The sequence below is a fragment of the Aeromonas sp. 600276 genome (assembly GCF_049175815.1).
In the GTDB taxonomy this organism is placed as follows: Bacteria; Pseudomonadota; Gammaproteobacteria; order Enterobacterales; family Aeromonadaceae; genus Aeromonas; species Aeromonas dhakensis.
The window spans coordinates 42,061-57,536 of sequence record NZ_JAAKVU010000010.1 but is presented as its reverse complement, the minus strand read 5'-3'; the positions used below and the strand labels follow the sequence as shown (position 1 = coordinate 57,536).

Below are 15,476 nucleotides of genomic sequence, written 5' to 3'. Positions count from 1 at the left end.
CTTGATGAGTTGCCCACTGATGGTCTCCGCTGTTGATGGACGGCCTGATGGTACTCATCCAGAGCGGTGGGGTAAAGCCTCATCGCCCATTTAGCAACATTTAGATACAAGTTCGTCAATAGTCGGGGCCGGCTGGCTACCTCCATGGCCATAAGAGGGCGGCGAGATGCCCCGCCCTCCTTATTTCGCCCCAGATGGCAGGTTTTTCTCTACCTTGGCGCGCCGCTATTTCAGCCCCAGCCGTTTGAGGATCATTGCGGCCGGGCAGAAGCCGGTGAAGGCGCTCTGGATCAGGTTGACCCCGACAAAGACGCTCAGCCAGACAAAGCCCGGGTGTACCCAGGCGGTGAGCAGCAGCGACAGCAGCAACATGCAGCCCGCGACCACTCTTACTCCGTTTTCTACTGTCATGACCTTCTCCTTATTTAATTTAGATATTGCTAATTTAGTGTCACTTTATACAATAGAACCAAATATCAGCAATTGCTAATTTACTCCCATGAGCCAATTCGACGAGATGAACAGACACGCGACGGCCGCCGCCTCCCTGCTCAAGGCGCTGGCTCATCCCGAACGCCTGATGGTGCTCTGTCAGCTGGTGGAGGGGGAGAAGGGAGTCGGGGAGCTGCTGGCCCGCAGCCAGCTCGGCCAGTCGGCCTTCTCCCAGCAACTGTCGGTATTGAAGCGCCAGGGTCTTGTTCGCTCGCGCAAGGTCTCCCAGCAGATCTACTACTCGCTGGTGAGCGAGGCGGCCGCCGATGTGCTGGCGGCGCTGCAAACCCATTTTTGTCACTCAGAAAATAAGGAATCTTGATGATGGAAAGCCAATGGCTGCTCTCCCTGGGGGGCGGCATGCTGGTGGGGCTCGCGGCCCTGATCCTGATGCTGTGCAACGGCCGGGTGGCCGGGATCAGCGGCATTCTGGCCGGTGCGCTGCAACACAGGGCGCCGTGGCGACTGCTCTTCCTGCTGGGGTTGGGAGCGGGAGCCTGGCTGGCACTGACGCTGGGTTGGGCCAGCATGCCTGCATTCACCGCGCTGCCCGCCTGGCCGCTGGTGCTGCTGGCCGGTCTGCTGGTGGGCATCGGCACGCGTTTTGGCAATGGCTGTACCAGCGGCCACGGCATCTGCGGCATGGGGCGGCTCTCCGTGCGCTCCATAGTAGCGACCCTCACCTTCATGGCAACCGGTGTGCTGACCGTGTTTCTGACTCATCATCTCTTCTAGGAGGCTATTGCGATGACCTTGCTGACAAGTCTGCTCGCCGGTTTGCTGTTTGGTCTGGGTCTGGCCATCTCCGGCATGATAGATCCCGCCCGGGTCACCGGCTTTCTCGATCTGGCCGGCGCCTGGGATCCCAGCCTGGGATTCGTGATGGGGGGCGCCCTGCTGGTCTTCATGCCGGGTTATTTCTTGCTGGTGAAGCCGCGGCGTCTGAGCCTGCTGGGAGAGCCCATGGCTGTGGTGCCTGCCCCCAAGCTGGATCGCCGCCTCATCGGGGGATCTGCCCTGTTCGGCATAGGTTGGGGATTGGTCGGTATCTGCCCGGGGCCTGCCTTGAGTCTCATTTCCAGCGGCCAGCCCATGATATTGTTGTTCGTAGCCGCCATGGTGGCCGGGATCTTGCTGGTTGATTGGGTCCTGGTGAAGGTGCGGGAGAAGCGCTGCCACGCCCGCTCCGCCTGAATGGATTGCCCCCGCAGCCGGGGAAGGAGGACTATCATGGAACCGATCCGCTTGCCGGGGGCCATTCTGCTGGCCGTGACCTCTGCGCTTGTCTCTCCCATGACGCTGTCGACGGCATGGTCTGCCGAGACGAATGGCGAGGCGGCCCTGATTCTGGCTCCCCGTCAGGTGACTGACTGGCTCACCCTGGATGGCACCGTCAGTGCCATCCATCAGGGGACGGTGGCGGCCCAGACTGGCGGTCGGGTCTCCCGCATGCTGGTGGATGTGAACGATGAGGTGGTGGCCGGGCAACCCCTGCTGGAGATCAGCGGCAAGGAGCAGTTTGCCGCCGTGACCGGCGCCGAGGCGCGACTGGCCCGGGCTCAGGCCCAGCAGGTGGAAGCCGAGCGCCAGCTCGCCCGCTTCCAGGCGCTGATAGCCAAGGGGGTGATCACCCGCGCCCAGCTCGACAGCGCCCTGTCGAGCGACAGATCTGCCCGCGCCGAGGTGAACGCCGCCGAGGCCGCCCTCACCCAGGCTCGGGAGGCCTACGGCTATACCCGCATCCTCGCCCCCTACGCCGGGGTGGTCACCAAGCGGCTGGTGGAGCTGGGGGAGACGGTGGCCCCCGGCACCCCGCTGCTCTCGGGCTTCTCCCTCGATGCCCTGCGGGTAGAGGTGGAGCTGCCCCAGTCCGCGCTGGCCCTCGCCGGCCAGCCGTCGGATGCGCAGGTGTTGCTGCCGGATGGCAAGGCCGTTACCCCCCTCAAACTGACCCGCTTCAACTATGCCGACAGCCAGAGCCACGCCTTTCGGCTGCGCCTCGACTTGCCGCCGCAAACCGCCGGGGTATTGCCCGGTATGTGGCTCAAGGTGCAGCTCAAGCAGGGCGAACGTCAGTTGCTGCAGGTGCCGGAGCAGGCCCTGCTCCGGCAGGGTGAGTTCAGCGGTCTCTACCTGAAGGAGGGGGATGGCTGGGTGCTGACGCCGGTGCGGGTCGGCCATTGCCAGGCAGGGCAGTGCGAGATCCTCGCGGGCGTCCAGAGCGGCGATCGGGTGGCACCGGATGGCTGGGCGCGCCAGCAGGCGGTGGCCCATGAGTAACGACGCTCACGACAACAAGAACAAACTGGGGCCGGCCGGCCGGTTGGCGGCCCTGTTTCAGGGCTCGGCCATCACCCCGCTGCTGGCGCTGGTGGGGCTCTTGCTCGGCCTGTTTGCGGTGCTGGTAACCCCCAAGGAGGAGGAGCCCCAGATCGATGTCACCTTCGCCGACGTCTATATCCCCTTCCCGGGGGCCAGCCCGGCCGAGGTCGAATCCCTCGTCACCACCCCTGCCGAGCAGGTGGTCTCCCAGATAAAGGGTATTGATACCCTCTACTCCTTCTCTCGCCCCGATGGCGCCCTGCTGGTGGTGGTGTTCAAGGTCGGGGTGAGCCGCGAGCAGGCCATCGTCGACCTCAACAACCAGCTCGACTCGAACCGGGACTGGCTGCCCCAGGGGCTTGGCGTCGGTCAGCCGCTGGTCAAACCCAGGGGGATCGACGATGTGCCCATCGTCAGCCTGACCTTATGGAGCAAAGAGGGGAGCAAGCAGCTGGGGGCCGCCGAGCTGACCCGGGTCGCCCACGAGCTGGAGACCGAGCTCAAGCGATTGCCCGGCACCCGCGATATCTACAGCCTGGGCGGCCAGCGCGCCGTGCTGCGGGTGATGCCGGATCCGGCGGCCCTCAGCGCCCACGGCATCAGCTGGGGTGAGTTCAACCAGCGGCTCGCCGCCGCCAACCAGGCGGGCAACGAGCAGGCCGTGGTGCAGGACAATCGGGAGATCAAGGTGCAGGTGGGGCAGTTCCTGCAGAGCGAGCAGGAGGCCCGCGAGCTGGTGGTGGGCCTGCACGATGGCAAGCCGGTCTACCTCGGCGAGGTGGCCCAGGTGTCCCTTGGGGAGGAGACCCCGGTGCAGCGCAGCTGGATGGGGCAGGGGGAGCAGAGCTATCCGGCAGTGACCCTGGCTATCGGCAAGCAGCCGGGGCAGAACGCGGTGGAAGTGGCCAAGCGGGTGGAGGCCCGGGTCGAGAGTCTCAAGAACCGGCTCATCCCGGGCGGCGTCGAGGTGACGGTGACCCGTGACTATGGCGTCACCGCCGAGACCAAATCCAACACCCTCATCGGCAAGCTCATCTTCGCCACCACCGCGGTGGTGCTGCTGGTGCTGGTGAGCATGGGGTGGCGCGAGGCGCTGGTGGTGGGCATCGCCATCGTCATCACCCTGGCACTGACCCTGTTTGCCAGCTGGGCGTGGGGCTTTACCCTCAACCGGGTGTCCCTCTTTGCCCTTATCTTCTCCATCGGCATCCTGGTGGATGACGCCATCGTGGTGGTGGAGAACATCCACCGCCATCGCGGCCTTGGCAAGGGTTCCCTCAAGGATCTCATTCCGGGCGCGGTGGACGAGGTGGGTGGCCCCACCATACTCGCCACCCTGACCGTGATCGCGGCCCTGTTGCCGATGGCGTTTGTAAGCGGCCTGATGGGCCCCTACATGAGCCCCATCCCCATCAATGCCAGTATGGGGATGCTTATCTCGCTGCTGGTGGCCTTTATCTTCTCCCCCTGGCTGGCGGGCCATCTGCTCAAGAGCGAGGGGCATGTCGCCCACGGCGAGGCCAAGGCTGGCCTCTTCCAGCGGCTGATGACCCCTTTCCTGATTGGCGCTGGCGCCAGGAGGGCCAGGCGCAAGCTCTGGCTGGTCATCCTGCTGCTGGTGGCGGGCGCCGCCGCCATGCCCATGGTGCAGTGGGTGGTGCTCAAGATGCTCCCCTTCGACAACAAGTCGGAATTCCAGCTGGTGCTCGACATGCCGGAGGGGGCGACCCTGGAGCAGACCGAGCGCACCCTGCTGGAGGTGGGGCGCGAGCTTGCCAGGGTGCCCGAGGTGAAGGATTACCAGATCTACGCCGGCAGCGCCGCCCCCATCAACTTCAACGGGTTGGTGCGCCACTACTTCATCCGCAGCGGCGCCAACGTGGGGGATATCCAGGTCAATCTGGTGAACAAGCATGAACGGGATCGCAGCAGCCACCAGATTGCCCAGTCGGTGCGGGCGCCGCTGCAGGCCATCGCCAGCGCGGCAGGAGGCAATCTCAAGGTGGTAGAAGTGCCCCCCGGCCCGCCGGTCTGGTCACCCATCGTCGCCGAAGTGTATGGCCCCACGCCTGCTGCCCGTGAAGCGGCGGCGCGCGCCGTAGAGGCCCGCTTCGTGGCGACGGCGGATCTGGTGGATGTGGACATCTATCTGATCGACCCCCAGCCCAAGTGGCGGCTGGTGGTGGATCGCAGCAAGGCGGCCCGCTTCGGGGTCGATCTCAGGGGTCTGGTGGCCACCCTCAATGGCGGCGTGGGCTATCAGGATGCCAGTTGGCTGCATGGTCAGGGCGCCAAGTACCCGGTACCGATCCGTGTCGAGCTCGCCCCCGGCGACAAGCGAGATCTGGCCGGCATCCTGGCCCTCAAGGTGCGCAGCCAGAGCGGCCAGCTCATCCGGGTCTCCGAGCTGGTGAGCCGCCGTGACGAGGTGGCTCCCAGCTATATCATGCACAAGAACATGCGGCCCATGGTGATGGTGGTGGCCGACATGGGGGGCCATGCCGACAGCCCCCTCTACGGCATGTTTGCCGCCGGGGAGGGCATCGAGTTGCCCCAGTACTATGTGCAGCAGCCCGATAAATTGGGGGAGGTGGCCCTCTTGTGGGACGGGGAGTGGAAGATCACTTATGAGACCTTCCGCGACATGGGGATCGCCTACGGAGTGGGGATGATCCTTATCTATCTGCTGGTGGTGGCCCAGTTCCGCTCCTATCTGGTGCCGCTCATCATCATGGCGCCCATCCCGCTCACCCTGATCGGAGTGATGCCGGGCCACGCCCTGCTGGGGGCCCAGTTCACCGCCACCTCGATGATCGGCATGATAGCCCTGGCCGGGATCATAGTGCGCAACAGCATACTGCTGGTGGATTTCATCGAGCAGCAGCGCAGCGCCGGCATGGCGTTCGAGCAGGCGGTGATCGGCGCCGCCCAGGTGCGGGCCAAGCCCATCCTGCTGACGGCGCTGGCGGCCATGGTCGGTGCCCTGTTCATCCTCGATGACCCCATCTTCAACGGCCTGGCCATCAGCCTCATCTTCGGCATTCTGGTCTCCACCTTGCTCACCCTGGTGGTGATCCCGCTGCTCTACTACAGCCTGATGTCGCGCCGGGCGGAGGGGGGCACGGCAGATGTGCCGGGCGCACAATGACAGAAGGGCCACCCGGGTGGCCCTTCTCGTTTCACACGTTCAGGGAGGAGATATGCCGGCTGGCGGGGCTCAGCGCCCCTTCATCAGCGGGAAGTAGCGCCGGTCGGCCTGGCTCATGTGGCCGACCACCAGCTCCTGAATGATGAAGTTGAGCAACTCGTCGTTGCCAAGGGTACCCGCCCTGGCGGCGGTCATCAGCTGGTCAGCCTTTTGCAGCAGCAGCTGGTGGTCTTGCTGGTGGCTGGTGAACTCGGGGTAACCCAGCTCGGCCAGCACCTGCTCTTCGAAGGTGAAGTGGTGGCGTGCCACGTCGAACAGATTCTCCATGCACTCCAGGAACAGGGCGGGGTGCTCCTGGTGATCCTTCATGTGCTCCAGCAGCCGGTTGGTCAGCACGAACAGCTGGCGATGCTCGGCATCGATGCGCGGGTGGCCACACTCGTGGCTGCTCTGCCACACCAGCGAGCCCTGTTCCGGATCCAGCCCGGCGGTATAGAGACAGACCCGGCCGCGCCCTCGTCCCTTGGCCTGATACATGGCCTGATCGGCGTGGTGCATCAGGGTCTTGGGGTCGGTGCCGTGCTCCGGGTAGAGGGCCACTCCTATGCTGCTGGAGATGCGCAGCTCCTGCTCCTCGTCGATGCGAAACGGGTGGCGCAGGCGCTGGTGCAGGTGGTCGGCCACCGTCAGCGCCTCGTCACCAGTATCGGGCAGCAGGATCACGAACTCGTCCCCACCCAAGCGGGCCACCAGATCCCGCTCCCGCACGCAGTGGCGCATCCGCTCGGCCACCATGTTGAGCAGCACGTCACCTGTCTCGTGGCCGAAGGTGTCGTTGATCGGCTTGAAGTGGTCGAGATCGATGAACAGCAGGGCGAGCTGGGCCACCTTGCCCTCCATGACCTCCTTCAGCCGCTGCTGCAGCAGGCGGCGGTTGGGCAGGTTGGTGAGCGGGTCGTAGAAGGCGAGCCGGCGCATCATCTCCTCGCGGGCAGCCCGCTCGGTGATGTCGCGGGTGACCCCGAGGATCGCATCGGGCTGGCCCTGCTCGTTGCCGTGCAGGGTGGTGATGGTCTCGGTGGCCACCAGATGTCCCTCCTTGTGACGCAGCTGGGTACGAATGACACAGCGGGTCTGCTCGTGATCGCCCCGTTGCCAAGCGGCGAGGGAGCCGCTCAGCTCGGCGCGCAGCTGCTTTCTGGATGTCTCCGGAATAAGCTGCCTGAGGGGGAGGGTGAGCACATCGGTGGGGTCGTAACCGCTGAGCGGCTGGATGGCGGGGCTGACATAGCGAAAGCGCAGGGTGGTGGTGTCCATGGTCCAGATGACGTCGGCACTGTTCTCCGCCACGAAACGGTAGTGCTGCTCGCTCTGGGCCAGCTCGCGGGTCAGTCGCTGTCGGCCACGCGCCTCCTGGCGCAGGCGCAGATAGAGGTAGCAGAAGATACCGAGCAGGGTCAGCAGGGAGAGGGTGATCAGCATGGCCACCGCCACGCTCTTGTCGAGCAGCTGGCGCTGCTGGCGGATCCGCTCCCGATCCGGGTTGTAGAGAAAGTGCTCCAGGTCGGGCAGGGCCGACAGCAGACCGGCATCGAGGTAGTTCCTGGCGATCTGCTGCCAGCGCTCCGGCTGCATGTAACCGGGCTCGACCAGATCGGGCTGCATCAGCTCCCGGGTGGTGTCGGCCTCGAACTGCAGCAGATCACGGCCGGCGCCGCTCGGGTACTTGGTCACGATCCAGTCGATCATCTCGGCCGGGTTGTCCATGGCGTAGCGCCACCCCTTGAGGGTCGCCTGCTGGAAGGCATAGACCCGCTCCGGCCGGCTGTTCAGCTCGCGCTCCGAGGTGAACAGGTTGTCACCATAGAAGTCGAAGTCGATGCTGCGGGGGGAGAACACCCGGTAGGGGATGCCCATCTTGGCCAGATAGAAGGGCTCTGTGGTGCTGTAGGCGCTGATGGCGTCGGTCTTGCCCGCCAGCAATGCCTTCAAGCCTTGCCGGTAGGGCTGCTTTATCCAGCTCTCCGGTGGCGTGTGGCGATTGAGGTAGATCTGCAGCTCCTGGGAGCCGGGCTCCAGCATCAGCCGCTTGCCCGCCAGATCCGCCGGCTGGCGAATGTCGGGTCGCTCCAGGGTGAGCAGCACCAGTGGCGAGTGCTGCAACATGGAGGCCAGCACCACGATGGGCTGGCCGCTGGCGCGGGCCAGCAGCAGATCACTGCCGCTGATCCCGAACTGGGCATTGCCCGACATCACCTCGTTGACCACATCGGTGCCGGTCATGGCGGGTCGCAGCGTGACATCCAGACCGGCGGCTCGATAGAAACCCTTGGCCTGGGCCGCGTAATAGCCGGCAAACTGGAACTGGTGTTGCCAGGGCAACTGCACTGTCACCTTGTCAATCACCGCCTTCGACGGCGGTGAAAAAAAGGCGCAAAACATCGCCGAGCCAAGCATTGGCAGGTACCAGAGCAGGCGATGAAGGGAGGAATTTACGACGCTCATACTCATTCCTCTCGGGAGACGATGGTCCGTCCTAGAGTCAAACAATTCCTTGTTGCCCGCAAGGGGGCGAAAGGGCGCTATAACAGGGGATGCGTAACAGAAAAAATGATTTCTGTGTCATTCATCACATTTGGCCTTCCTGCTCGTTATTTTTGGCAATTAAGCGAAGAATTACGGAGCCATATGACCTATAAAAATGGTCGCATTTTAGTCGTATTTGATTGTCGATTACCTCAATAAGCGCGAGTGTTTGGGCTCTTTTTAGCGCAATGCGTCAGTCTGTGTCGCCGTATCACGGGATACTTTCAACTTGCTGTCGAAATGTGTCGAAACTGCGATTATTACGTTATGAGTCAATTATTGGCGGGAGGGGGGAAGCGGATCCTTGCTGCCCGGGTGGTATGATAGCGGTTCTCCCATCCCGATGAGGCCTTCTCATGTCCCGATTGCGTCTGTTGTTGTCCGACTCCCACGATCCTTTGTTCAATCTGGCGGTGGAAGAGTGCATTTTTCGCCAGATGGACCCGCACCAGCGGGTGCTGTTTCTGTGGCGCAACGCCAATACCGTGGTGATCGGCCGGGCCCAGAACCCGTGGAAGGAGTGCAATACCCGCCGCATGGAAGAGGACGGGGTGACCCTGGCTCGCCGCAGCAGCGGTGGTGGCGCCGTGTTTCACGATCTTGGCAACAGCTGCTTCACCTTCATGGCGGGCAAGCCGGAGTATGACAAGAGTATTTCCACCGCCATCGTGCTGGACGCGCTCAAGCGGCTCGGGGTGAGCGCCTTTGCCTCCGGTCGCAACGATCTGCTGGTGGCGACCCCGGACGGGGAGCGCAAGGTGTCGGGCTCGGCCTATCGGGAGACCCATGATCGCGGCTTTCACCACGGCACCCTGCTGCTGGACGCCGATCTTGGCCGGCTCGCCAATTACCTCAATCCCGATCCCAAGAAGCTGGCGGCCAAGGGGATCAGCTCGGTGCGCAGCCGGGTGGCCAACCTCGGCGAACTGCTGCCGGGCATCGACCATGGCCAGGTGAGTCAGGCCCTGTGCGAGGCCTTCTTCAGTCACTACGGCGAGCAGGTACAGCCCGAGCACATCTCCCCCGAGCGGCTGCCAGACTTGCCCGGCTTTGCCGAGACCTTCGCCCGCCAGCGTAGCTGGGAGTGGAACTTCGGCCATGCCCCGGCGTTTACCCATCAGCTGGACGAGCGTTTCGGCTGGGGCGGGGTGGAACTGCACTTCGATGTGGAGAAGGGGGTGATAGGGCGGGCGCAGATCTTCAGCGACAGCCTGGAGCCGGCCCCGCTGGATGCGCTGGCCGCGCGCTTGCCCGGGGTGGCTTATCAGGTGGAGGCCATCGACGAGCTGCTGCGCCAGTGGCGCGGCGAGTTCCCGGCCCTGCAGACCGAGCTGGAGGCATTCTCGCGCTGGTTGCTGGCATCGCTGCGCTGACGCTTTTCTCGCCGCTGGGGCGGGTGGATCACAAAATCAAAAGAGGCGCTCGAAAGGCGCCTTTTTGCCAGCCGTTGTCCGCCCTCATGCATGACAAAAAGTAGGGGAGGCCATTAGTTATTGTCGCTGTTTCAAACGGCGACCCAGGGGTATAAGGGCAGCACATTTGCTGTACTAATGGTATAAAAATGAGTGACTTGGTCTATTTGAAAGATGAAGGCGTCAACGCCATCCACCCCGAATTCAAACGTCGTTTTGCCACAGTCAAAGCCAACTTTTTCTCGCGCAACCCCGATCTCTGGCCGGTCTTTCGTGAACCCGGTTTTGCCACCCTCAACGAGTTTCGCGCCCGCGGCCTGGCCCCGTCGGCGCGGCTGAACGCCTGGCCCGATGGTCGCGCCCGTCTCGCCGACTTGTGTGAGACCATGCCGGTGCCGCAAGCCATGCGTACGCCGGACGAGCCCATGGCGGAACTGCTGTTTGCCGGCGCCCTCTCCAAAGACTGGGAGAACCCCTCCAGCGTCGAGAACGTGGTCACCATGTCGGCGGATCCCGCCATCTACGGCGCCCAGATGGGGATCCTCGCCAACCCCAACCTGGTCTACTCCGAGTATGCCGGGGTGGCCGAGGAGCTGGAGAAGAAGGTGGTGCGCCAGATTGCCCTGCTGGCGGGTTACGACCCGGCCCGCGCCACCGGCATCTTCACCCAGGGGGGGACGTTTTGTAACCTCTATGGCTACCTGCTCGGCATCCGCAAGAGCCTGCCCGAGGCCAAGCACAAGGGGCTCGGTCACTATCAGGACTACCGCATCATCAACTCCCAGGGCGGCCACTACTCCAACATCACCAACCTCTCCCTGCTCGGGGTGGACATCGAGAACAAGACCATCCGCATCCAGGTGGGCGAGAACAACGACATCGATCTCGACCACCTGGAGCGCACCCTGACCGCCTGCTTTGCCTTGAAACACGTGGTACCCACCATCATGCTCACCATGGGCACCACCGACACCTTCGGGGTGGATCGGGTGAAACCCGTGGTCGAGCTGCGGGATCGCCTCTGCGAGCGCTTTGAGGTGGCGGTCAAGCCCCACATCCACGTGGACGCCGCCATCGGCTGGTCGATGATCTTCTTCCTGGACTACGACTTTGCCGCCAACCCGCTCGCCATCAACGCCGCCACCTTGGCTGGCATAGAGCGCAACGTGAGTCGCTTTGCCGAGCTCAGATATGCCGACTCCTTTACCGTCGACTTCCAGAAGTGGGGCTATGTGCCCTACACCTCCAGCCTGGTGATGATAAAAGAACAGGACGATCTCAAGGCGATGGAGAACGACCCGGAGAACTTCTCCTATTTTGAGCGGGACATCCAGGGTCAGACCCACCTGCAGTCCACCATCGAGTGTTCCCGCGGGGCGAGCGGCCTGTTCGGTGCCTATGCGGCCCTCAACTACCTGGGGGTCGAGGGGTATCGCACCGTGCTGGCCCACTGCCTGCAAAACGCCAACTACTTCCGCTTCCGGTTAAGCCAGCTCGGCAACGTCAAGCTGGTGGCGCAGGAGAACCAGGGGCCGAGCGTGGGCTTCAAGATCTACAACCCCGAGTGGGTAAGCGATCCGGAGGCCGAGTTCGCCTTCGAGCTGGCGCGCAGCACGGACCCCGCCTACAAGGCGCGCCTGCAGCGCAACACCGACTATCACCGCAGCCTGTTTACCGGGCGTGGCAAGGTGGGGCTCTATACCAACTGGGTGGAGGCCATCGCCCACTCCGACTACGACGCCCGCGGCAAGTACTCCTATATCGCCGGTGAGAAGGCGGTCTTCATGAACCCGGCCTGCGGCCGCGAGCAGATCGACGCCTTTATCGACCATATCCGCGGCTGAGTGGCGAACGGTATTTAAAGAGAACCGGACAGCAAAACGGCGGGATGATCCCGCCGTTTTTTATTGGTTCCGGTTACTGCTTCTGAAGAACCGTCACCGTCAGCTTGCCAGCCGGGCTTTCGGCGTGGAAGCGCACCGCATCCCCCACCTGCAGATCCTTGAGCAGGGCCGGGTCGGCTACTTGGAACACCATGGTCATGGCGGGCATCTTGAGGTTCGCGATGGCCTCGTGCTTGATGCCGACCTTGCCATTTGCCGCGTCGATGCGGCTGATGACTCCCTTGGTCATCACCCTCTCCTGCATTCCCTCCATCTGCTGCATGTCACCCATCTGGCTCATGTCATGGCCTTCGTGGTTCATCATCTCCTCGGCCTGCAGGCCGGTGTGGGTAGCAAGGCCTAGCAGCAGGGTCAGGGTCAGCGTCTTGTAGTTCATCTTGGTTTCCTTGTTTGGGTTGTCCGGTTGATCAGGGCGCAGTCGGGGTATCCGTCTGCGCAGTCGTGTGGTCGAGGGTCTTCAGGGTGCGGCTGCGCCAGAGGTAATAGGCTGCGGGCAGCACCAGCAGGGTCAGCACCAGCGCCGTCACCATGCCGCCGATCATGGGGGCGGCGATTCGCTGCATCACCTCTGAGCCGGTGCCCTGGCTCCACATGATGGGCAACAGGCCTGCGATGATGGTGACCACCGTCATCATTTTGGGGCGCAGGCGCAGGGCGGCGCCGTGGACCACCGCCCGGTGCAGGCCGGCCTGGTCCGGTTTGCCGCTGGCCACCAGATCGTCCCAGGCGTGGTTGAGGTAGACCAGCATCAGGACGCCCGTCTCCACCGCCACCCCGGCCAGGGCGATAAAGCCCACCCCCACCGCCACCGAGAGGTTGAAGTCGAGCAGCCAGAGGGTCCAGATCCCGCCCACGACCGCCAGCGGCAGAGTGGTGAGAATGAGCAGCACCTCCTGGAAGCGGCGAAACGCCAGATAGAGCAGCAGCACGATAATGGCGACGGTGAGCGGCACCACGTAGGTTAGTCGCTCCATGGCCCGCTCCATGTATTCGTACTGACCGGACCAGCTGAGGGCGTAGCCCGCCGGCAGCACCAGCTGCTTGCCCACCTCGGCCTTGGCCTCTGCCACAAAGGAGCCGATGTCGCGGCCGCGGATGTCCACGTAGACCCAGCCGTTGAGGCGCGCGTTTTCACTGCGCAGCATGGGCGCCTCGTCGCTGATGTAGACCCGGGCCACGTCCGCCAGGGCGATCCTCTCCCCCTTGGGGGTAACCAGGGGCAGCAATTCGAGGCTGGCCACCGAGTCGCGATAGCTCTGGGGATAGCGCAGGTTGATGGGGTAGCGCTCTCGCCCCTCTATGGTCTGACCCACGTCCATGCCGCCCACCGCGGTGGCGAGCACCGCCTGCACGTCGGCGATGTTGAGGCCATAGCGGGCCGCCTTGAGCCGGTCGATGTCCACCTTCACATAGCGGCCGCCCGCCACCCGCTCGGCGTAGACGGATGAGGCCCCCTCAACCTTGCCAACGATCTGCTCAAGTTGCTGGCCAAGTTGTTGAATGACCTTGAGGTCAGGCCCGGCAATCTTGATCCCCACCGGGGTCTTGATGCCGGTGGCCAGCATGTCGATGCGGGTCTTGATGGGGGGCACCCAGGCGTTGGTGAGGCCGGGGAAGCGGATGAGGGAGTCGAGCTCCTCTTTCAGCTTCTCCGGGGTCATGCCGGGGCGCCACTGATCCCGGGGCTTGAGCTGGATGCTGGTCTCCATCATCACCAGATCCGCCGGGTCGGTGGCCGAGTCGGCGCGCCCCGCCTTGCCGAACACGTTCTGTACCTCGGGCACGGTGCGGATGAGCTTGTCGGTTTGCTGCAAAATTTCCCGCGCCTTGCCCACCGAGATGTTGGCCGCGGTGGTGGGCATGTACATGATGTCCCCCTCATCGAGCGGCGGTATAAACTCGGAGCCCAGGTGCTGGAGCGGCCAGAAGCCCGCGATCGTGACCACCAGGGCGGCGGCGAGGGTGGTTTTGGGGTGAGCCAGCACGGCGTTGAGCAGCGGGATATAACCCTGGCTCAGGCCACGGTTGAGGGGATTGGCCTGCTCGGGCAACACCTTGCCGCGGATGAAATAGCCCATGATCACCGGCACCAGCGTGATGGCGAGCGCGGCGGCGGCGGCCATGGCGTAGGTCTTGGTGAAGGCCAGCGGATGGAACATGCGCCCCTCCTGCGCCTCCAGCGCAAACACCGGCAGGAAGCTCATGGTGATGATGAGCAGGGAGAAGAAAATCGCCGGCCCGACCTCTATGCTCGCCTCCGTGATGATGCGCCAGCGGTTCTTGTCGGTGAGCGCCTCCCGCTCCATGTGCTTGTGGACGTTCTCTATCATTACGATGGCCCCGTCCACCATGGCGCCAATGGCGATGGCGATGCCCCCCAGCGACATGATGTTGGCGTTGATCCCCTGCAGATGCATCACGATAAAGGCGGTCAAAATCGCGATGGGCAGGGTGATGACCACCACCAGCGACGAGCGCAGGTGGAACAGGAAGGCGAGACAGACCAGCACCACCACGGCGAACTCCTCCACCAGCTTGCCGGAGAGGTTGTCGATGGCGCGCTGGATAAGGTCGGAGCGATCGTAGACGGTAACGATCTCCACCCCCTCCGGCAGGCTGGATTTGAGCTCGGCCAGCCGCGCCTTGACCCCGTCTATGGTGTGTTGGGCATTCTCGCCGTAACGCATGACGATGATGCCGCCCACCACTTCCCCTTCGCCGTTGAGCTCGGCGATGCCGCGCCGCATCTGGGGGCCGGTGACTACGTCCGCCACGTCACCCAGCAGCAGGGGGGCGCCGCGCACATTGGTGCCAAGCGGAATCTGCTTCAGATCCTCCACGCTCTTCAAATAGCCATTCGAGCGCACCATGTACTCCGCCTCCGCCATCTCGATGACGGAGGCACCGGTCTCCTGGTTGCCCTGCTTGATGGCGGTCTCGATGAGGGAGAGCGGGATGCCGTAGGCGCGCAGCTTGTCCGGATCGACTCGCACCTGGTACTGGCGCACCATGCCGCCGACGGTGGCCACTTCGGAGACGCCGTTCACCGTCTGCAACTCGTATTTCAGGAACCAGTTCTGCAGCGAGGTAAGCTCGCTGAGATCGTGCTTGCCGGTTTTGTCCACCAGGGCGTACTGGTAGACCCAGCCCACCCCGGTGGCGTCCGGCCCGAGCTGGGGTTGGGCCCCGGCGGGCAGATTGGGGGCAACCTGACTCAGGTACTCCAGCACCCGGGCGCGGGCCCAGTAGAGGTCCGTGCTGTCGTCAAACAGCACATAGACGAAGGAGTCGCCGAAGAAGGAGTAGCCGCGCACCGTGGTGGCGCCCGGCACCGCCAGCATGGCGGTGGTGAGGGGGTAGGTGACCTGATCCTCCACCACCTGGGGCGCCTGGCCCGGGTAGGAAGTCTTGATGATCACCTGGACGTCGGAGAGGTCCGGCAGGGCGTCCACCGGGGTCTGCTTGACCGACCAGAGCCCCCAGGCGGTGAGCATGACAGTCAGCAGCAACACCAAAAAGCGGTTGCCGACGGACCAGCGAATGATGGAAGGGATCATGACTGGGCTCCTCTCATTCGGTGGGCTGGCAGCAGGTTGGGTTTGTACTCAACGC

Annotated in this window: 11 protein-coding genes; 7 read left to right on the top strand and 4 right to left on the bottom strand. The window is 63.8% G+C overall.

What is annotated here, in order from left to right; all coding sequences use genetic code 11:
* Positions 1 to 225 precede the first annotated feature (225 nt).
* Positions 226 to 411: a YgaP family membrane protein gene (locus G5134_RS11715; RefSeq protein ID WP_005302992.1), complete on the bottom strand. Its 186-nt coding sequence runs from the start codon at positions 409 to 411 to the stop codon at positions 226 to 228.
* 88 nt (positions 412 to 499) lie between these two features.
* Here G5134_RS11715 and G5134_RS11710 point away from each other — a divergent pair, with 88 nt between their 5' ends.
* Genes G5134_RS11710 through G5134_RS11690 form a run of 5 tightly spaced genes read left to right on the top strand, consistent with a single transcriptional unit; the run spans position 500 to position 5,962 of the window.
* Positions 500 to 814, top strand: a complete 315-nt coding sequence (locus G5134_RS11710) for an ArsR/SmtB family transcription factor (protein WP_010633372.1) — start codon at positions 500 to 502, stop codon at positions 812 to 814.
* Positions 814 to 1,227: a YeeE/YedE family protein gene (locus tag G5134_RS11705; RefSeq protein ID WP_010633373.1), complete on the top strand. Its 414-nt coding sequence runs from the start codon at positions 814 to 816 to the stop codon at positions 1,225 to 1,227. Before G5134_RS11710 ends, G5134_RS11705 begins: the two co-directional genes overlap by 1 nt.
* Positions 1,228 to 1,239: 12 nt before the next feature.
* Entirely contained in the window at positions 1,240 to 1,686 is a 447-nt protein-coding gene (locus tag G5134_RS11700; RefSeq protein ID WP_065016945.1) for a YeeE/YedE family protein, read from the top strand.
* A 36-nt stretch (positions 1,687 to 1,722) separates the two neighbouring features.
* Positions 1,723 to 2,772, top strand: a complete 1,050-nt coding sequence (locus tag G5134_RS11695) for an efflux RND transporter periplasmic adaptor subunit (RefSeq protein WP_017784839.1) — start codon at positions 1,723 to 1,725, stop codon at positions 2,770 to 2,772.
* Complete coding sequence (locus G5134_RS11690) at positions 2,765 to 5,962, top strand: efflux RND transporter permease subunit (protein ID WP_065016946.1); 3,198 nt, start codon at positions 2,765 to 2,767, stop codon at positions 5,960 to 5,962. Before G5134_RS11695 ends, G5134_RS11690 begins: the two co-directional genes overlap by 8 nt.
* Before the next feature lie 69 nt (positions 5,963 to 6,031).
* On the opposite strand, the gene G5134_RS11685 is transcribed toward G5134_RS11690, so the two are convergent.
* Positions 6,032 to 8,467: a diguanylate cyclase domain-containing protein gene (locus G5134_RS11685; RefSeq protein WP_025201398.1), complete on the bottom strand. Its 2,436-nt coding sequence runs from the start codon at positions 8,465 to 8,467 to the stop codon at positions 6,032 to 6,034.
* Positions 8,468 to 8,904: 437 nt separating this feature from the next.
* Between G5134_RS11685 and G5134_RS11680 the strand changes: the two genes are divergently transcribed.
* Both G5134_RS11680 and G5134_RS11675 read left to right on the top strand, forming a co-directional pair.
* On the top strand, positions 8,905 to 9,921 hold the full coding sequence (locus tag G5134_RS11680; RefSeq protein ID WP_065016947.1) for a lipoate--protein ligase A: 1,017 nt from the start codon (positions 8,905 to 8,907) through the stop codon (positions 9,919 to 9,921).
* 188 nt (positions 9,922 to 10,109) lie between these two features.
* Positions 10,110 to 11,804, top strand: coding sequence for a pyridoxal phosphate-dependent decarboxylase family protein (locus G5134_RS11675; protein ID WP_421232020.1), 1,695 nt, complete (start codon positions 10,110 to 10,112; stop codon positions 11,802 to 11,804).
* A gap of 73 nt (positions 11,805 to 11,877) precedes the next feature.
* Here the strand turns inward: G5134_RS11675 and G5134_RS11670 are convergent, their stop codons facing one another.
* Positions 11,878 to 12,240: a copper-binding protein gene (locus G5134_RS11670; protein WP_017765692.1), complete on the bottom strand. Its 363-nt coding sequence runs from the start codon at positions 12,238 to 12,240 to the stop codon at positions 11,878 to 11,880.
* A gap of 31 nt (positions 12,241 to 12,271) precedes the next feature.
* The gene (locus tag G5134_RS11665; protein WP_065016949.1) at positions 12,272 to 15,421 is read right to left on the bottom strand and encodes an efflux RND transporter permease subunit; all 3,150 of its coding nucleotides are present in this window, start codon (positions 15,419 to 15,421) and stop codon (positions 12,272 to 12,274) included.
* Positions 15,422 to 15,476 lie beyond the last annotated feature (55 nt).